16 protein-coding genes are annotated in these 18,372 nt (G+C 70.2%); 5 read left to right on the top strand and 11 right to left on the bottom strand.

Annotated elements, in window-relative coordinates; translation table 11 throughout:
• The first annotated feature begins 90 nt into the window (after nt 1-90).
• The gene (locus AB0M95_RS01185) at nt 91-708 is read left to right on the top strand and encodes a GNAT family N-acetyltransferase (protein ID WP_358520288.1); all 618 of its coding nucleotides are present in this window, start codon (nt 91-93) and stop codon (nt 706-708) included.
• A gap of 142 nt (nt 709-850) precedes the next feature.
• Here AB0M95_RS01185 and trxA read toward each other — a convergent pair whose 3' ends face one another.
• From trxA to AB0M95_RS01145, 8 genes are all read right to left on the bottom strand, one after another.
• On the bottom strand, nt 851-1,174 hold the full coding sequence (gene trxA, locus AB0M95_RS01180; protein ID WP_358520285.1) for a thioredoxin: 324 nt from the start codon (nt 1,172-1,174) through the stop codon (nt 851-853).
• 40 nt (nt 1,175-1,214) lie between these two features.
• Complete coding sequence (gene trxB / locus AB0M95_RS01175) at nt 1,215-2,150, bottom strand: thioredoxin-disulfide reductase (protein WP_363757927.1); 936 nt, start codon at nt 2,148-2,150, stop codon at nt 1,215-1,217.
• A 257-nt stretch (nt 2,151-2,407) separates the two neighbouring features.
• Nucleotides 2,408-3,376: a zf-HC2 domain-containing protein gene (locus AB0M95_RS01170; protein WP_363757925.1), complete on the bottom strand. Its 969-nt coding sequence runs from the start codon at nt 3,374-3,376 to the stop codon at nt 2,408-2,410.
• Nucleotides 3,366-4,010, bottom strand: coding sequence for an RNA polymerase sigma factor SigM (gene sigM, locus AB0M95_RS01165; protein ID WP_358520277.1), 645 nt, complete (start codon nt 4,008-4,010; stop codon nt 3,366-3,368). Before sigM ends, AB0M95_RS01170 begins: the two co-directional genes overlap by 11 nt.
• A gap of 13 nt (nt 4,011-4,023) precedes the next feature.
• Complete coding sequence (locus AB0M95_RS01160) at nt 4,024-5,526, bottom strand: protein kinase family protein (protein ID WP_363757923.1); 1,503 nt, start codon at nt 5,524-5,526, stop codon at nt 4,024-4,026.
• A gap of 179 nt (nt 5,527-5,705) precedes the next feature.
• Nucleotides 5,706-7,319, bottom strand: coding sequence for a murein biosynthesis integral membrane protein MurJ (gene murJ / locus AB0M95_RS01155; protein WP_363757921.1), 1,614 nt, complete (start codon nt 7,317-7,319; stop codon nt 5,706-5,708).
• A complete protein-coding gene (locus AB0M95_RS01150) occupies nt 7,316-9,445 on the bottom strand; it encodes a DUF6049 family protein (protein WP_363757919.1) in 2,130 nt (709 codons plus the stop codon). Before AB0M95_RS01150 ends, murJ begins: the two co-directional genes overlap by 4 nt.
• 46 nt (nt 9,446-9,491) lie before the next feature.
• Nucleotides 9,492-10,070 (bottom strand): YbaK/EbsC family protein, encoded by a 579-nt coding sequence (locus AB0M95_RS01145; protein WP_358520269.1) that lies wholly within the window; start codon nt 10,068-10,070, stop codon nt 9,492-9,494.
• A gap of 157 nt (nt 10,071-10,227) precedes the next feature.
• On the opposite strand from AB0M95_RS01145, the gene AB0M95_RS01140 reads away from it, so the two are divergent.
• Entirely contained in the window at nt 10,228-11,646 is a 1,419-nt protein-coding gene (locus AB0M95_RS01140; protein ID WP_363758407.1) for a CCA tRNA nucleotidyltransferase, read from the top strand.
• Between the two features lie 213 nt (nt 11,647-11,859).
• The gene (locus AB0M95_RS01135) at nt 11,860-13,296 is read left to right on the top strand and encodes an aspartate aminotransferase family protein (protein WP_363757917.1); all 1,437 of its coding nucleotides are present in this window, start codon (nt 11,860-11,862) and stop codon (nt 13,294-13,296) included.
• Between the two features lie 109 nt (nt 13,297-13,405).
• Here AB0M95_RS01135 and AB0M95_RS01130 read toward each other — a convergent pair whose 3' ends face one another.
• Nucleotides 13,406-14,704, bottom strand: coding sequence for an MFS transporter (locus AB0M95_RS01130; RefSeq protein WP_358520263.1), 1,299 nt, complete (start codon nt 14,702-14,704; stop codon nt 13,406-13,408).
• Between the two features lie 367 nt (nt 14,705-15,071).
• On the opposite strand from AB0M95_RS01130, the gene idi reads away from it, so the two are divergent.
• Complete coding sequence (idi, locus tag AB0M95_RS01125) at nt 15,072-15,662, top strand: isopentenyl-diphosphate Delta-isomerase (protein ID WP_358520260.1); 591 nt, start codon at nt 15,072-15,074, stop codon at nt 15,660-15,662.
• A gap of 67 nt (nt 15,663-15,729) precedes the next feature.
• Here the strand turns inward: idi and AB0M95_RS01120 are convergent, their stop codons facing one another.
• Nucleotides 15,730-16,809 carry an inositol-3-phosphate synthase gene (locus tag AB0M95_RS01120; RefSeq protein WP_358520257.1) on the bottom strand — a complete coding sequence of 360 codons (1,080 nt, stop codon included), beginning with the start codon at nt 16,807-16,809 and terminating at the stop codon, nt 15,730-15,732.
• 13 nt (nt 16,810-16,822) lie between these two features.
• Nucleotides 16,823-17,479 carry a PadR family transcriptional regulator gene (locus AB0M95_RS01115; RefSeq protein ID WP_363757914.1) on the bottom strand — a complete coding sequence of 219 codons (657 nt, stop codon included), beginning with the start codon at nt 17,477-17,479 and terminating at the stop codon, nt 16,823-16,825.
• A 146-nt stretch (nt 17,480-17,625) separates the two neighbouring features.
• On the opposite strand from AB0M95_RS01115, the gene AB0M95_RS01110 reads away from it, so the two are divergent.
• On the top strand, nt 17,626-18,033 hold the full coding sequence (locus AB0M95_RS01110) for a DUF5318 family protein (RefSeq protein WP_358520252.1): 408 nt from the start codon (nt 17,626-17,628) through the stop codon (nt 18,031-18,033).
• Nucleotides 18,034-18,372: the final 339 nt, after the last annotated feature.

Genomic DNA, 18,372 nt, shown 5'->3' with positions numbered 1-18,372 from the left:
TCGGCTACCATGCCAGTCTGGAGACGCCCGTAATTCGTGCGCTTTCTCGCCATGACTCGCGCTCGTCTCGCAAGGATTGGGGGCCCTGAGGTGTCGCGCCGGCTCGTGAACGTCACGCTCGACAATCTTGATGATCTACCGCGCCGCTGCCGGCGGTGCGTGTTCTGGGAACTCGACCCGGTCAGCGGAGAACGCGCCCAGATGGCGGGAGACCCCGGGCTGGAAAAAGAGGCATGGATCTCCGCGACGCTCCTGGAATGGGGCAGTTGCGGGAAGATCTGCTACGTGGACGGAGTGCCGGCCGGTTTCGTCCTATACGCTCCCCCGCTGTACGTCCCGCGCTCGGTCGCCTTTCCCACCTCGCCGGTGAGCGCGGACGCCGTCCTGCTGATGACCGCGCACATCGTGTCGGAGTTCTCCGGCGGCGGCCTCGGGCGCATGCTCATCCAGGGCGTCGCGAAGGATCTCACGCGGCGCGGGGTCCGGGCGATCGAGGCGTTCGGCGACCTGAAGTGGGAGGAGCCTGGGTGCGTCATCCCCGCCGAGTACCTACTGGCGGTCGGGTTCAAGACGGTTCGCCCTCATCTGCGCTACCCGCGTCTCCGGCTGGAGCTGAAGACCGCCGCCTCATGGCGTGAGGACGTCGAGGTGGCCCTGGAACGGCTGCTGGGCTCCATGACCCCGGAACGCGCGCTGCGCCCCGTCTGAGGCGCTCTCAGCCTCCCGGGCCCGGCCCTGACGAACCAGTCCAGAACGCCACAGAGCCCCCCGCGCCGTCGGGCGTGGGGGGCTCCTGGGTGGGGTGTGCCGCTCGGAAGCGGTGGTACGGCTCGTCGGAGCCGCAGGGGCGTCAGATGACGCCGTCGAGCTCGCGCAGCAGCATGGCCTTCGGCTTTGCGCCGATGATCTGCTTCACGACCTCTCCACCCTTATAGACGTTCAGGGTCGGAATCTGGAGTACGCCGTAGTCCCGCGGAGTCTGAGGATTCTCGTCAATGTTGATCTTGACGATGGTGAGCTTGTCGGCGTGCTCGGTAGCGATCTCCTGCAGGATCGGCGCCACCTGGCGGCACGGACCGCACCACTCGGCCCAGAAGTCCACGAGGACGGGCTTGTCGCTCTTGAGGACTTCGGCGTCGAAGGTGGCGTCGGTCACTGACTTGATCTCGCCCAAGGTTCTCTCCCTTAACTGGTAGGCGGTGGCGTGGCGCGCGTCAGGCGGTGGCGTGGTCCGCGAGCCAGCGCTCGGCGTCGATCGACGCGGAACAGCCGGTGCCCGCGGCGGTGATCGCCTGGCGGTAGGTGTGGTCGACGACGTCGCCGGCGGCGAAGACGCCGTCGATGTTCGTCCGGGTGGTCGGCGCGTCCACCACGACGTAGCCCTCGTCGTCCAGTTCGAGCTGGCCCTTGAAGAGCTCGCTGCGCGGGTCGTGGCCGATCGCGATGAAGACGCCCGTCACCGGAAGCTCGGTCTCCTCGCCGGTCTTGAGGTTCTGGAGCTTGACGGCGCTGACCTTGGTGTCGCCGACGATGTCGGTGACCACGCTGTCCCAGACGAAGCGGATCTTCTCGTTCGCGAAGGCGCGGTCCTGCATGATCTTGCTGGCCCGCAGCGTGTCACGCCGGTGGACCACCGTCACCGACCGGGCGAACCGGCTGAGGAAGGTGGCCTCCTCCATGGCCGTGTCGCCACCGCCGACCACCACGATGTCCTGGTCGCGGAAGAAGAAGCCGTCACACGTCGCACACCACGACACGCCGCGGCCCGACAGCCGCTTCTCGCTCGGCAGGCCGAGCTGGCGGTACCCGGAACCGGTCGCGACGATCACGGTCTTCGCGTAGTAGGTCTCGGTGTGGGTCTTGACCACCTTGGGGGTCTGGGTGAGGTCGACCTCGATCACGTCGTCGGCCAGGAGCTCGGCGCCGAACCGTTCCGCCTGCTTGCGGAAGTTGTCCATCAGCTCGGGGCCGAGGATGCCGTCGGGGAAGCCGGGGAAGTTCTCGACGTCCGTGGTGTTCATGAGCGCGCCACCGGCGGTGACGGAGCCCTCGAACACCAGCGGATTCAGGTCCGCGCGCGCGGCGTAGACCGCGGCCGTGTAACCGGCCGGCCCCGACCCGATGATGATGACATTCCGGACGTCGCTCACGCTCTTTGGCCTTTCATGCCCGTGGGTGGTCACTCGCTCGACTCCCTGGTACGACCCGCCGGGACACGTCGCCGCGACCGGCCCCGGCCTTGTTCCTACCTGTTCGTCGATGCCAGTCGCCTCAACAGATCCTAGGCGTCGGAGATTCCCGCCCCGCCCATGCGCCGCCCTGACACGGCGAAGTCCCCCGAGGGTACTCCCCGGGGGACTTCGGTGACGCGTGCGGGCGGCCGCGATGGCCGATGGTGACCGGCCGACTACTGCCAGCGGCTCACGGCCGGCGGACGCACGTTGGTGCAGTTGTCGTCGACGACGTAGACGTAGACGGCGTTGCGGAAGCGGTCCTTCCAGAAGGCCATGACGGTGGCCTCGTTGCCCTCGTAGAACCCCTGGTCGACGCCGATCGGCTTCGGCGCCTTCACGCCGAGCTTCTTGCCGACGCGGGCGGAGATCTTCGCCACGCAGCGCGTGACGGCGGCGTCGGCCGTGGCCGAGCTGCCGGTTCCGGGGCCGGTCGCGCCGACGTACGTGGCCAGCGGGCCGTCCAGGACGCTGCTGGAGTAGTTGTAGTCGCTCTTGGCGACAGGGTAGTCGGCCTGCGCCGAGCCCGGCCTGATCTCGTGGCTCCTGGACGGTGCCGGGCTGTGCGTGGGCTGCGGCAGGGCGACGGGAGGCGCCGACCCCGTGCCCGAGCCGGAGGCCATCAGCATGTTCGCGGTGAGGCCTGCCCCGCCGATCACGACCGCCGCCGCGACGCTCGCCGCCACGGGCATCGCCCAGGAGCGCCGCCGGGACGTCCTGCGCGTGCGCCTGGCCGGGACGATGGAGCCGTCGTCGGCGACGATGCCGAGGGGGACGACCTCCTCGGGCCGCTCGACGGCCGGGGGCTCCACGGGCATCTCGGGAAGCGGCGCGGGCGTCTCCCAGGGGGAGTCCGCCATGATGCGGTCCCAGTCGGGCGCCTCGTCGAGCTTGAGGCCCCCTTCACGCCTGGTCTCCGCCTCGGCGGCCAGCGCCTTGTCGATGCGAAGCGCGACACCCATGGGCATCGCCGGCACCGGCATGGCCGCGAGAACCTCGCGGACCGCCGCCAGCTCGGCGAGGCTCTCGCCGCAGGGGTCGCAGATCGCGAGATGCTCGCGTACCCGCGCGGCAGTGGCGACGTCGAGAAGACCTTCGGCCAGTTCGGCGAGGACCTCGAGGTCGTAGTGCGTATCACCCGTCACGAAGTTCTGCTCCCTTCGCGGATGAGACGCGAGTTAGGTCGGATCGGTTCCGCAGATGCGAAAGAATTGGGGCGAGTTTCGCGCGACCCCGCGCGCAGCGGCTCTTGATCGTGCCGGTGGGCACCTCGAGCACCTGGGCGGCGTCCTCCACGGAGTAGCCCATCATGTCGACCAGCACCAACGCGGCCCGCTGGTCGGTTGGGAGGAGCTTGAGCGCGGCCGAGACCTCCATGGACACGTCGCGATCGCCCGTGTGGTCGGGGATCGGCGTGTCCCGCTCGGCGGCCTCGACGAGCTCGTCGTCGGCGACGGGGCGGATCGACTTGCGGCGCATACGGTCGAGACAGGCGTTGACGACGATGCGGTGCAGCCATGTGGTGACCGCCGCCTCGCCGCGAAAGCTGTCGGCCTTGCGGTAGGCGGAGACGAAGGCGTCCTGGACGGCGTCGGCCGCTTCGTCCGGGTCGCCGAGAGTGCGCAGGGCCACGGCCCACATGCGATCTCGGTGGCGGCGGACGATCTCGCTGAATGCGTGTGGATCGCCGCCGATATGGCGGGTCAGCAGGTCGGCGTCGGTCGACGCAGACCCTGCGGCCTGCTGTGCCGCCGGTGGGCTATCGGGGGGAAGGTTCACAACGCGTGTCCTGTTAGGCCGATCCGGGAGAGTTCACCACTACCTCATAGATGGTGCCACGAAACTTCGCGTCAAACGCTGGAAGGCGCGTAAACCAGATCACAACGTACCGACCGGTGGTCGCCTTCTCCGGTGTGAGGGTCACCGTGCCGGAGACGTTCTCCTGCTTCGCGACCGTCCTGAGCGCCTTCAGATCGGGGCTGTCACCCACCTTGAGCTGGATGGACGCCCCGGGGCGGTCGCCCAGCGACACCACGACGTCCGACACCGGGATCGCCGTGCCCATGTCGAGCAGCAGCCCGACACCTTCCTTCAGCCCTCCCATCTCGGCGCTCTGGTAGCTCAGCGTGTGCCACTCGGTGGACGCCTTGCCGTCGATGGCGAGGTGGGCGATCTCGGGATGCTCGGTGAGGTCGTCGCCGAGCGGGTCGAAGCCCGTGGCGCTCGACGGCTTGACCGCGACGACCTTCGGTGGCGGCGGCTTGGAGGCGGACGCCGACGGGCTGGCCGTCGTCTCGCGCTTGCCGAGGCTCTGCCCCAGAGTCCACGCGCCGATGCCCACCGCGGCGATGATCAGCAGGATGACGACGGTCACCAGGACGCGGCCGGCCACGCCGCCGGAGCGGGGCGGCCTGAGCTGCACGGGCGGACGGGAGATCTCCTGCCGGGGTGGCGCGGTCATCTGGCCAAGGTCGTCGGGCGCCTCGGAGCGGAAGCCGAGGGCCGGCGGGATCGCCGACACGGGCACGGGCGCGGGCCTCGGCACCTCGGCCAGCGCCTCGGCGACGTCGGCCGGGGTGGCGAGCGGGGGAAGGCCGCGGCGCGGCTCCTGGAGCAGCGCCCGGCATGTGATCGCGTCGAGGAAGCCGGGGACGCCCGCCGTGACCTGGCGTGGGGTGCAGATCTTGCCGTCGTCCAGCGGGGCCGGGGGGAGGTCGACCTCGCCCTCGCCGGGCCAGTGGCCGGTCAGCGCGGTGTAGAGCAGGCGCCCGAGGCCCTGCGCGTCCTCGCGGGCGGCATCCTCGCTCTCGACGGCGCACAGGGCGGCGTCCACGGCGAGGCCGAGAAGCTTGACGGTGTTCCCGGCCGTCCAGATCAGGCGGTCGGGGGTGAGGCACAGGTGGGCGAGCCCGGCCTGGTGGGCGTGGGCGACCGCCTCGGCGGCCTCCGCGACCAGCGCAGCCGCGCGCTCGGGCGCCATCGGCCCCGAGGACACCATGTCGGTGAGCGTCTCGCCGGTGACCCACTCGCTCACGACGTAGGCCTGGCCGTCCTCTTCGGCGGCGTCGAAGACCTGGGTGAGGCGCGGGTCGGTGAGCCGGCTCGCCCCGCGGGCCGCGGTGACGACCTCGGCGACGCGCTCGAACTCCGGGGAAAGCGTGAGAACGCAGACGGGCCGCGCCAGCACCTCGTCGATGGCCTTCCACAAGGTGGCGCCACCCGACTCGCTGACGCGGTCTTCCAGGCGGAACCGGTCGGCCAGACGGCCGCCGGGCTCCACGGCAGGGGCGCTCATGAGGCGTTCCTCTCCCTGGACGTGGGCGATGTCCGAGCGAATATCCCCACGCCCCTCCTGCTCCTCGTCCGCCGGCCGTGCCCGGTGTCCACCGCGCACCGGCACCATGGTAGTCCGGAGTGGGTCCCGCCCGTGTTGCCCTTGGAACACGGGCGAACCGGACTTCGCGGTTCCTATGCCTAGCGGCCTACCCGTCCGGCCACAAGTCCAATGATCGAAGTGATCTCGGCGATGCGCATTCTCTGGGACGCGACCAGGTAGATCAGCCCGCCGGCGCCGCCGCCCGCGATCAGCATGATCGCCGAGCTGAGGGGCGTGATGCCGGCGATCTCCTTGGTGACCCACAGGGCGGCGAGCGCGATGACGGCCGCCGGGATCGACGCGATGTACATGCGCGACAGGCCGGACGCGACGGCCCTGCCGCCGAGGCCGCCTTCCACCTTGGCGGCGGCAAGGCGCCACGCGACCGCTCCGCCGAGGACGTACGCCATCGTGAAGGACAGGGCGAGCCCCATGACGATGAAGCGCGGCGGCAGCGTCAGGTAAAGGATGAACCCCAGAGCGGAGTTGAGCACGACATTGCCGACGGCGATCAGCGCCGGGGTGCGGGTGTCGCCGAAGCTGTAGAAGACCCGCAGCAGGAGCTGGTAGATCGAGAACGGCACCAGCGCGAGGCCGAACACCTGGAGCACGTTCCCGATGTTCAGGGCGTCGTCGATGGACGTGTTGCCGTGCCCGAAGATGAGCACGGCCACGGCCGGGCCGAGCACCATGAGCATCAGCCCGGCCGGCACGATGGCCGCCGAGACCAGCCGCACGCCGGAGGTGAACTCCTGGCGGATCGCGTCGAACTGCCCCTCGTGCGCGTACCGGCTCATGCGGGGCAGCATCGCGGTGATCACCGAGACCGCGATGATGCCGTACGGAAGCTGGAAGAACTGGTAGGAGAGGGTGTACGACGTGAAGCCGGCGACGTGCGCAGACCCGGCTTTGGCGGTGGCCCCCGTCGCAAGGTTGGTGGTGACGATCAGGCCGAGCTGGTTGATCACGACGAACGCCAGCGTCCAGGCGCCCATCCTGCCCATCTCGCCCAGCCGGGCGTTGCGCAGGTCGAGGCGGGGCACGAAGCGGAACCCCACACGGTGCACGGCGATGATGAGGATGATCGCCTGCGCGACGATGCCCGCCGTGGTGCCGATGCCGAGAAGCGCGAGGTCGGAGGAGGTCACCGCGTTGAGGTCCGCGCCCGCGCGGCTCACGACGTGATAGGTGAGCCCGACGGCGATGACGACGATGTTGTTGAGCACCGGCGCCCACATCGGCGCCCCGAACCTGTCACGGGTGTTGAGGATGGCGCCCGCGACGGCGCCGATCCCGAAGAAGGCGATCTGCGGCAGGATGTACCGCGTCAGCCTGACCGTCACGTCGAACTTGACCGGGCTGAGGTCCGTGGTGATCACGTCGACCAGCACGGGGGCGAACACCACGCCGACCACGGCGATCGCGAGGAGCGCCATCGTGGCGACGGTCATCAGCCGCTGCTCGTACGCCCGGCCGCCGTCTGGGTCGGTCTTCTGCGCCTTCACGATCATCGGGACGACGACGCTGCTCAGCACGCCTCCGATGAGGAAGTCGAACAGCATCATCGGGATCATGAACGCGACGTTGTACGCGTCGCCCAGCGCCGCGACGCCGATCGCCGAGGCGAGCACCGCGGTCCTGAAGAAGCCGGTCACGCGGGACACCATCGTGCCGGCGGCCATGATCGCGCTGGCGCGCAGGACGCGGCTCATGAGGGCCCCTCTCGGTGCTGGGCGGGTTCGGGGACGGGCGCGGGCGCGGGCGGCGGCGCCGGTCTGCGCCGGCCGGCGGAACGCCGCGAGTGGCGTCGCAGGATGCGCAGCGTCACCGCGGCCAGCATGACGGCCAGGGCCGCGCCGACGATCACCAGCGCGATGCCGGTGTACCCGGTGGTTTGCACGGTGACCTCGACGGGGGCGCCGTACCGCACCCCCGCCGCGCTGGTGAGCTGCACCTTCACCGTCGCCTGGCCGCCGCCGCTGGCGGTCATCGGGATGTCGATGGGCCTGGTCTTGCCAGGGCTGATCGTCACCGGGGACTCGTAGGAGCCGATCGTGAGCAGCTTCCGGTTCCCGGAGGTGATCTTGACGCCGATGGTGACCTCCTGGTCGTGGAGGTCGTTGCGGATGCTGATCGGGATCACGCCGTTCTTGCCCGCCAGCATGCGGTCCTGCTCGCCGGTGGTCACCGAGATGGCCTCGGTGCGCGTGGTGACCGCCTTGTCGATCTGCTTGACCAGCGGGGACGCCTCGCCCGTGCGGCCGCGCCACGCCGAGGACGTGAGCCGGAGCAGGGCGGTGTCGAAGACCCGCCGGCGGTCCTGGGTGACGACGGCGGTGAGGTCGGCGCGCTTGCCGAGCTTCTTGACGCCCAAGAGGTAGGCCTTGCCGAGCTCGGCCTGCCGGTCCTTGTCGGTGTAGACGAGACCGGCGCGCGGGGGCGCGAGCTTGGACGGCTTGATGGAGTCCAGGGCGACCGGCTTGAGCCACGGCGCGGAAGCGGTGGCCTTCAGCAACGCCGTGACGAAGGCGGGGTCGGGGTTCCAGCGCCGGGGAGGCGCGGCGACGACCGTGCGGGCCTCCTGGGGATGCTCGGCGCCGATCATGACCGTCTCGGCGAGGAAGCGCTGGGTGGCCAGCGTGAGGCCGCCGGGCGTGGAGGCGCCGGACGCGAGGAGCTGGCTCAGCACGGGGTCGGCGAGGACCACGCCGACCGCCCCCTTGACCGTTTCCAGCTTGGCCCCGGCGTCCGGGGTGTAGGTGACCGGCGGGGCCGGGGGGAGGGCCGTCGCGGACAGCAGGACGGTCTTGACGTCGCCGACCGCGAGCGCGTCGAGGGCGTCGTTGTCGATCATCCCGCCGACCGGCCAGTTCACGCTGGTGGTGACCTGCTTGCCGAGGAGGTCGGTGGCGACGGTCCCGCCCATGTCCAGCGCGGTGCGCGTGGCGGAGTCGAGCCCATGGTGGCTGACCGCCGCGACGTCGGGGTCGCCGTACGGGGTGGCGGAGACCGGGACGCCGGACAGAGCCGTGCGCACTCGCTGCAGCCACTGGCCCGCGGCCTGGTCGGCGGGCTTCTTGACGGTTCCGACCGAGTAGCCCTGGGACATGGCGCGCGCGTCGTCGAGCACGGACGGGTCGACGAACCAGGTGACACCCTTGGAGGGGGTCTCGGCGATCTTCAGGATCCTCCCGAGCCGGCCGTTGTCGGCGAGGGCCTGCTTCAGGCCGTCGTCCACGAAGGTGGTGTCGTCACCCCTGTGCGGCTGGTCGACGAGGGGCAGCGCCCAGGCGATCTTGGTGCGCGCGACGGGCCGGTTCGCCGGCGCGTACGGCATCAGGGTGCGCTGGGCGGCGAGCTGCTGCCCGGCGGCGTTCACCAGCTCGATCGTCATCGGGTAGACGCCGAAGCGGAACATCTGCAGCTCGGCGGGGGTGAAGCTGAACTCCCAGGGCACCTTGCCCGACGCCGGGAGCTGGCTGACCGGGATGGTGTACCGCGTCGAGTCGAGGATCTGGCCGCCGTCGGCGAAGGCCTGCATCTCGGCGCGGGTCGTGAACGGCTGGCGGGAGAAGCGAAGCCGGACCGACACCCACGACATGGTGGCTGCGCTGGTGTTCGCCACGGTGCCGGTGATCTTCACCGGCGTGGAGGATTCGCGCGGCACCGCCGGGGTGATGGAGCTCACCACGATCTGGACGTCCTGCCGGCCGGTCACGGAGGCGGCCTGCACCTGCCCGGCCGGGGTGACGGTCGCGCGCGCGGCACCGGCGACCGCCGCCGGGGCGAGGAGGAAGGCGGCGGTCAGCACAGAGATCAGGGCGGCTCCGCGGGTCACGTGCCGGCCAGGGGTGGAGTTCGGCGCACGCCCAGAATGGTATGGCCTAAAGCAGGGCCGGCGGCGATTCGCGGCGCGGGAGGCCCACCACGGGGCGCACCTCGCGCGAGCCGGGGATGCGGACGGCCTTGTGGCGCGGGGCCTGCAGGTCGACGTACCGGCCGCGGGTGAGTCCGAGCAGGTCGAGTGTGCGAAGGCGCACCGCCGTGCGGCGCTCGCCCGTGGCGATATAGACGTCGGCGTCGGGGGCGGAGGGCTCGGTCAGGCGCTCGTCGATGAGGACGGTGAGCTCCTCGGGGAGCAGGAGAGGTGACACTGATGTGGCCGCGTAGTCCGTGGCCGAATTCACGAGGAACGCGGGCGCGGGGCGCACCCGGCGGGCGCCGAGAAGGGCTCCCACGGCGCCCGGCCGCGGCGGGTCCGCGACCGTGGTGACCACGGCGACCGGCGCCCGGCCGTTGCGGGTCGTGACCTCGAACACCGTGACCCGGACGCAGCGCCCGGGCTCCACGCCGAGGACCTCCGGAAGATCGTCGGCGCACGTCAAGGCGCGCGGAAGCCGTACGATCTCATGGTGGATCTGGTGGGACAGGAGCCAACGGTGGATCGCGAGGGCGTCTTTCATCTCTCGTGCTCCTTGTCTTCGACGGGTGCCCCCGACAGATCTGCGACTGACCGTCACCTAGTGGTCGCTTGGGTTTCGCCCGGGCGGGTTACACCAGGGCTGACGCGGAGATTCTGTTCCGTGACCGAAGGACCTACCCAGCTTGTCCGTCTCAAATCTGAGCGTTAGTCAGCAGAGGGCCGTGATCGACCTATTTCGGCGGATTGCTCCGGTCGCCGACGAGCTCGGCGAGCTGTTCGCCGCGCACGGGCACGAACTCGCCGTGGTCGGCGGGTCGGTTCGTGACGTCTTCCTCGGCCGCATCGGCAACGACCTCGACCTGACCACCGACGCGCGTCCCGAGCGGGTGCTGGAGATCGTCACCGGCTGGGCCGACTCTGTGTGGACGATCGGCATCGACTTCGGCACCGTCGGCGTCCGCAAGGGCGGCTGGGTGCTGGAGATCACCACGTACCGCAGCGAGTCCTACGACCCGAAGTCCAGGAAGCCCGAGGTCGCCTACGGCGAGACTCTGGAGGCCGACCTGGAGCGGCGCGACTTCGCGGTCAACGCGATGGCCGTCAGGCTTCCCGGGCACGAGTTCGTCGACCCGTACGGTGGCCTGCGCGACCTCGGCGAGAAGGCGCTGCGCACGCCCGGCACGCCTGAGCGGTCCTTCGACGACGACCCGCTCCGCATGCTGCGGGCGGCCCGGTTCGCCTCCCAGCTCGGATTCACCGTCGACCCCGCCGCGGTGGCGGCCATGACGTCGATGGCCGAGCGCATCGAGATCGTCTCCGCCGAGCGCATCCGCGACGAGCTGGACAAGCTGATCTGCGGGGCGGGGCCGCGCGAGGGCCTCGGCCTGCTGGTGGACACCGGCCTCGCGGCCCACGTCCTGCCCGAGCTGCCCAAGCTGCGGCTGGAGATCGACGAGCACCACCGGCACAAGGACGTCTACGAGCACACGCTCATCGTCCTGGAGCAGGCGATCGCGCAGGAGGCCGCCGGGCCGGACCGCGTGCTGCGCTGGGCCGCGCTGCTGCACGACATCGGCAAGCCCAAGACGCGGCGATACGAAGAGGGCGGCCGCGTCTCGTTCCACCACCACGAGGTCGTGGGCGCGCAGATGACCAAGAAGCGCCTGACCGAGCTGCGGTTCCCCAAGGACGTCGTGGCCGACGTCGCGCACCTGGTCGAACTGCACCTGCGCTTCCACGGCTACGGCACCGGCGAATGGACCGACTCCGCGGTGCGCCGCTACGTCCGCGACGCCGGGCACCTGCTCGAACGGCTCCACAAGCTCACCCGCGCCGACTGCACGACCCGCAACAGGCGCAAGGCACAGGCCCTCTCGCGCACCTACGACGAGCTGGAAGTACGCATCGCCCGCCTCGCCGACGAGGAGGAGCTGGCCAAGATGCGGCCCGAGCTCGACGGCAACGAGATCCAGGAGGCGCTCGGGGTCGGGCCGGGGCCCGTGGTGGGCAAGGCGTGGAAGTTCCTGCTCGACCTGCGCCTCGACAAGGGCGTGCTCGGCAAGGACGCCGCCCGGGAGGCGCTGATGGAGTGGGCGCGCGACCAGGGCCTCGTCTGAGGCCGAGCGGCCGGGGTCTGGTCTGAGGCCGAGCGACCAGGGCCGCGCCTGAGGTCGCGCGGCGGGGCCCGTCAGTCGAGGGTGCGCGGCCGGGCCCGGTCGGCTGAGGGTTCGCGGGAAGTTATCCACAGGCCGGGCCCGGGTTCCGGACTTTGTCCACAGGTGGGGCCGTGGGCGGCGTGCGGGGCCGCCGCCGGGGCTAATGTGGCCCGCGTGGACGCCGAGACGCTTCGTGAACTGGACCGCAGGCACCTGTGGCACCCCTACGCCCCCGCCTACCCGGCCACGGCCGCCCATCCCGTGGCCGATGCCGAGGGGGTGCGGCTGAGGCTGGCCGACGGCCGTGAGCTGGTCGACGGCATGTCCTCGTGGTGGGCCGCCATCCACGGCTACAACCACCCGGCGCTGAACGCCGCCGCGCGCGACCAGCTCGGCCTGATGGCGCACGTCATGTTCGGCGGCCTTACGCACGAGCCGGCCGTGCGGGTCGCGCGGCGCCTGGCCGAGATGACCGGGCTGGAGCGCGTGTTCCTGGCCGACTCCGGGTCCGTCGCGGTCGAGGTCGCCATCAAGATCGCGATCCAGTGCACGGGCAGGAGCCGGCTGCTGACCGTGCGGGGCGGCTATCACGGTGACACCTTCGGCGCCATGGCGGTGTGCGACCCGGTCAACGGCATGCACCACATGTTCACCGGCGTCCTGCCCGAGCACGTCTTCGCCGACCGGCCCCCCGGCGACTACGGCCATCGTCCGGGAAGGACCGGCGGCGGGCACCTCTCGCATGTGGGCACGCCCACCGTGCATCCGGGCACGCCCGCCGTGCACATGGGAACGCCCGCTGCGCATCCGGGAGCACCCGTTATGCCGCTCGGCGCGCATGGCGGGCGTTCGGTGCCGGGGAAGCCCTCAGGGACGCACGCGGCGGGGGCCGTCGAGCCGCCCGGCCAGGCGTACATGGATCATCTGTCCGAGCTGGTCGCGCGGCACGCCGGGGAACTCGCGGCGGTGATCGTCGAGCCCGTCGTCCAGGGGGCGGGCGGCATGCGCTTCTACCATCCGGCCTACCTCACGCGGCTGCGCGAGCTGGCCGACGAGCACGGGCTGCTGCTCATCGCGGACGAGATCGCCACCGGCTTCGGTCGCACGGGCGAGCTGTTCGGCTGCGACCACGCGGGCGTCCGGCCCGACATCATGTGCGTGGGCAAGGCGCTGACCGGCGGCTACCTCACCATGGCGGCCACGCTCTGCACGAGCGAGGTCGCCGAGCGCGTCGGCGTGCTCATGCACGGCCCGACGTTCATGGGAAACCCCCTCGCCGCGGCGGTGGCCGACGCCTCGCTCACGCTCCTCGGCGAGCGCCCGTGGCGCGAGGAGGTCGCGCGCATCGAACGCGGCCTGGTGGACGGGCTCGCCGAGGCCGCCCGCGCGCCGGGGGTGAAGGACGTCCGGGTGCTCGGCGCGATCGGCGTCATCGAGACGCACGCGCCGGTGGACGTCCCGAAGATCCAGGACATCGTGATGGAGCACGGCGTCTGGCTGCGCCCGTTCGGGCACCTTGTTTATACGATGCCGCCGTACGTGACCGGCCCCGAGGACCTCACCATGATCACCCGCGCGATGGTCGCCGCCGCGAACGCCCTGCCCGCTTGATCACGGTCCCCATGAGACCCGGCTCTGTGAGGTCTGGTTCCCGTGAGGTCGTGCCCGTTTCTGGTCAGGGTGTAGGGCGGATGGGAGTGGCCCGGCGCGGAGTGGCGGGTCAGTGGGTGACCTCTTGGGGGGTGCGGGGTTTGGCGTCGGCCGTCAGGAGGCGGTAGACGAGGGCGCTGAGCAGGTAGCCGCTCGCGGCGATCGTCAGCGTGGCGTACGACTTGCCATTGGCGGGCAGGATCAGCGCCGCGACGGCCGCGGCCAGCACCAGCATGCCGTTGAAGAGCATGTCGTAGATGGAGAAGACCCGCCCGAGGTAGGTGTCCTCGACGTCCCGCTGCACGATCGTGTCGGTGCAGATCTTCACGCTCTGCCCCGTGACGCCGAGGACGAAGCCCGCCGCCAGGAAGCCGGCCTGATGGAACGGCAGGCAGAGCAGCAGCCCGAGCACCCCGGCCGTGGCCAGCATGATCGGAATCCACCTCTCCGGGCGGAAGCGCTCGGTCGCCCACGGCGTGATCAGCGCGGCGGTGAAGAACCCGGCGCCGGAGGTGGCGAGCACGCCGGTGATGTGGTTGAGGCCCGCCTCGACGTCGGTGGTGAAGTAGAAGCGGTACAGCATCCCGGTCATCACGAGGGTCATGCCGTACAGGAACCGGTGGGCGGCCATGCCCCCGAGCGCGGTCGCGGGCGACCGCAGGTGGACGATGTGGCGCGCGCCGTCGGCGAGGCCGGTCACGACGTTGCGCAGGGCCTCGCGCGCCTGCGGCAGGCTGGGGTCGTACGAGGGGCCGAGCAGTTCGCGCCGCATCGTCTGGGCGATCAGCGCGCTGGCTCCGAAGACGACGCCCGAGGTCACCAGCAGCAGCGCCGTGCCGCCGTGGCCGGGGCCGAAGGCGAGCCGCAGCAGGTAGCCGACCCCCGCCCCGATGAACGTGGCGACCGTTCCCGAGGTCGGGGTGACCGCGTTGGCGAGCATCAGCCGCTCGGGCTGCACCACGTGCGGCAGCGAGGCGCTCAGCGCGGACAGGAAGAAGCGGTTCACGCCGAGCACGGCGAGCGCCGCGGTGTAGAAGCACCAGTCGGGCGCGCCGAGCGCGACGAGCGACGCGGCGACGATCAGCAGCGCCCCCCGGACCACCGGCGCGATCACCAGGATCTGGCGGCGCGACCAGCGGTCGATGAACACCCCGGCGAACGGCCCGAGGATGGAGTACGGCAGCAGCAGGACGGCGAACGCCACTGCGGCCTCGGCGGCGCTGGTCTGCTTCTCCGGGGTGAAGAAGGCGTACCCGACCACGGCGAACTGGAAGACGCCATCGGAGAACTGCGAGACCAAACGCGTGGAGAAGAGACGTCTGAAGTCCCGGCCTCGAAGGACGGCGCGGAGGTCGGAGACGAAGGACATGCGGGCCAGCCTAACGGCCGAGTCCGAAGCCCAACATCGGGAACATCCCCGATGTCCCCTCAGGGATAGGCGATCCCGATGTGGTCATGCCTCACGATATGCCGGACCCGCACCGTGTTCGCGCGGCGAAGACGACGCCTGCCGTTTGTTTACCAAGACCAGGACAGTCCGGGCGCCGGGCCGTGACCGGGGAGGTTGGTGCACCAGGAGTGACGGTCCGGTGGTACCCCGAAGTTTCACCAGGTAGACGGTTGGCGTACTCGGGATGAGATTTGCCCGCCCGTGACTGATGCTTCTGCGACCATTTGCCGGTCGTGGCCAGGGCCGGGGGCTGAGCGTATCGACATGATCACGTAATCTCGGTCGCGTGACCCATGACGAACATGTCGTGCTCGTGGACGCCGAGGGCGAAGCGATCGGCACGGCGCCCAAGAGCATCGTGCACGGTGCCGACACGCCGCTGCATCTGGCGTTCTCCAGCTATGTGTTCGACCCCGAGGGGCGGGTGCTGCTGACCCGGCGCGCGTCCCACAAGCGCACCTGGCCGGGGGTGTGGACCAACAGTTGCTGCGGCCACCCCCTGCCCGGCGAGAAGCCCGAGGACGCGGTGGCGCGCAGGCTCGCCTACGAACTCGGCATCACCGCCGCCACCGTCGAGCTGATGGTGCCGGGCTTCGCCTACCGCGCCGTGATGAGCGACGGGACGGTGGAGCACGAGATGTGCCCTGTCTACCGGGCCGTCGTCTCCGCCGAGCCGAGCCCCAACCCCGACGAGGTCGGCGCGACGCGCTGGATGCCGTGGAAGGAGTTCGCCGACGACGTCATGAGCGGCCTGCTGGCGATCTCGCCGTGGTGCGCCCAGCAGGTGCCGCTGCTCACCGCCCTCGGCCCCGACCCGTTCGCCTGGCCCGTGGCCGACCCGGCGGGCCTTCCTCCGGCGGCCCGCACCCCTCGCTAGAAACCCCGCGTACGCGAAAGCGCCCGGTTCCACGTGAAACCGGGCGCCACGTTCTCGCGAGTGGCGGTCAGCGCTCGACCTCGCCGCGGATGAACTTCTCGACGGCCTCGCGGGCGTCGTCGTCGGAGTACTGCTCCGGCGGCGACTTCATGAAGTAGGACGACGCCGACAGGATCGGGCCGCCGATGCCCCGGTCGAGTGCGATCTTGGCGGCGCGCACCGCGTCGATGATGACGCCGGCGGAGTTCGGCGAGTCCCACACCTCGAGCTTGTACTCCAGGTTCAGCGGGGTGTCGCCGAAGGACTTGCCCTCCAAGCGGACGTACGCCCACTTGCGGTCGTCGAGCCACGGCACATGGTCGGACGGGCCGATGTGGACGTCGGCCTTGCCCATCTCGTGCGGGATCTGCGAGGTGACGGACTGCGTCTTGGAGATCTTCTTGGACTGGAGGCGCTTGCGCTCCAGCATGTTCATGAAGTCCATGTTGCCGCCGAAGTTGAGCTGGTACGTGCGCAGCAGCTCGACCCCGCGGTCTTCGAAGAGCTTGGCCATGACGCGGTGGGTGATGGTGGCGCCGACCTGGGACTTGATGTCGTCGCCGACGATCGGGATGCCCGCGTCGGTGAACTTCTGCGCCCAGACCGGGTCGGAGGCGATGAACACCGGCAGCGCGTTGACGAAGGCCACGCCGGCGTCAATGGCGCACTGCGCGTAGAAGCGGTCGGCCTCCTCCGAGCCCACAGGCAGGTAGGAGACCAGGACGTCGGCCTTGGCGGCCTTGAGCGCCGCGACCACGTCGACCGGCGACTCGTCCGACTCCTCGATCATCTCGAGGTAGTACTCGCCGAGGCCGTCATAGGTGGGACCACGCTGGACGGTTACGCCCGTGGGCGGCACGTCGCAGATCTTGATCGTGTTGTTCTCTGAGGCGACGATCGCCTCGGAGAGGTCGCGGCCGACCTTCTTGGCGTCGACGTCGAACGCCGCCACGAACTCCACGTCGCCGACGTGGTAGTCGCCGAACCGGACGTGCATCAGGCCCGGCACCCGGCTGGCGGGGTCGGCGTCCCTGTAGAAATGCACGCCCTGCACCAGCGCCGCGGCACAATTACCGACACCGACGATGGCTACGCGCACGGAACCCATCGCACTCGCTCCTTTACTCATTCGTCTTATCGGGAACGGGCCCGGCGTCCTTCGCCTGCGACCTGTCCTCTTTCGCCCGGACGGCCTGCGCCCGTTCGGTATCGATCAGCTCGTTGAGCCAGCGGACCTCGCGTTCGACCGACTCCAAGCCATGGCGCTGCAACTCCAGGGTGTAGCTGTCCAGCCGCTCACGTGTGCGGGCCAGAGCCGTCCGAACACCGTCCAGGCGTTCTTCGAGGCGGCTCCTGCGACCTTCGAGGATACGCAGCCGCACTTCCGCCTCGGTGTGGCGGAAGAAGGCGAAGTGGACACCGAAGCTCTCGTCCTCCCATGAGGAAGGGCCCGCCTGGGTGAGCAACTCCTGCAGGCGCTCCTTGCCTTCGGCGGTGAGCTTGTACACGATCTTCGACCGGCGGCCGGCGAGCGGCGGGGTGACGTCCCGCGCGGTCTGTGCCGCCGAGCCGGGGGTGTGCTCGTCCGGTGGCTCCTCCGCGATGAGCCCCGCGGACAGCAACTGCCGCAGGCACGGGTAGAGCGAGCCGTAGGAGAACGCCCGGAACATGCCGAGCAGGGCGTTGAGCCGTTTGCGCAGCTCATAGCCGTGCAGGGGTGTCTCGTGAAGGGAGCCGAGCACGGCGAGTTCCAGGACCCCGCCTCTGCCGACAGCCACCGGAACCGCCCCCTCTCGCACCGATGTGTCCTGACGATGTATCGAGTCGATACATCCCGAGGATACGTCCGCTCGGCATAGTCTGCAATCGGCGAAACCGTCAAGCGGATGGGCGGAATAGATGAAAAAGTCGTAGTCTGACGCTCATGTGGTCACAGCGAGGGGTCGTCGACTACGGCCTCGCGAAGCGGGCGACCCTCCAGTCGCTCCGCTCCGGTCGCATGACCAGGCGAGATGTGTGCGATGCTCACCCGTACCTCCTCCGGGCGGCTCGGTACCACGGGGAGCCCACGCAACGCGTCTGCCCGATCTGCGAGCACCGGAACGTGACCCATGTCACATACGTGTACGGCGATCAGTTAGGTCGCAGCGCAGGACGTGTAAAGGCCACGTCAGACCTTGTTCAGATGGCCCACGAATACGAGGAATTCCGCGTCTACGTGGTCGAGGTCTGCCAAGGTTGTTCATGGAATCACCTGACGGTTTCCTTCGTCCTGGGCAACGGCGGGCCTCCGAGCGGCTCCGGCACGGATGGGCGGGTCGCCGAGACCTAGTCCGCCGCGGCCGAGATTCCCGACCGGGAAGGCACGCCCTCCCGCCCACCGTGTAGACGCCGAAGAACCTCCGATCGCCAGATGACCCAACGAGGACGCGTGAGTTACAGCAGCTATGGCCCCGAGCCGACCGGTCGCCCGGCCCCTTCCGAGGGCCCCGGCGGATCGGCTCGCCCCGGGCGGCGCCGTCGCTCGCCCGAGGGGGGCGCGCCCGCCGGTGGATACCCGGCATCGAATTCCGCACCTTCTCCGGCACAGTTTCCGGCATCGTCTCCGGAGCCCGCGCCCGGGCGTCCCGCGTCGTCCGAGGACGGCGACTGGGGCGCGCCGTCCGGCCGT

The organism is Sphaerisporangium sp. NPDC051017 (assembly GCF_040683095.1).
Taxonomy (GTDB): Bacteria; Actinomycetota; Actinomycetes; order Streptosporangiales; family Streptosporangiaceae; genus Sphaerisporangium.
This window is presented reverse-complemented; position numbering and strand designations above follow the sequence as displayed.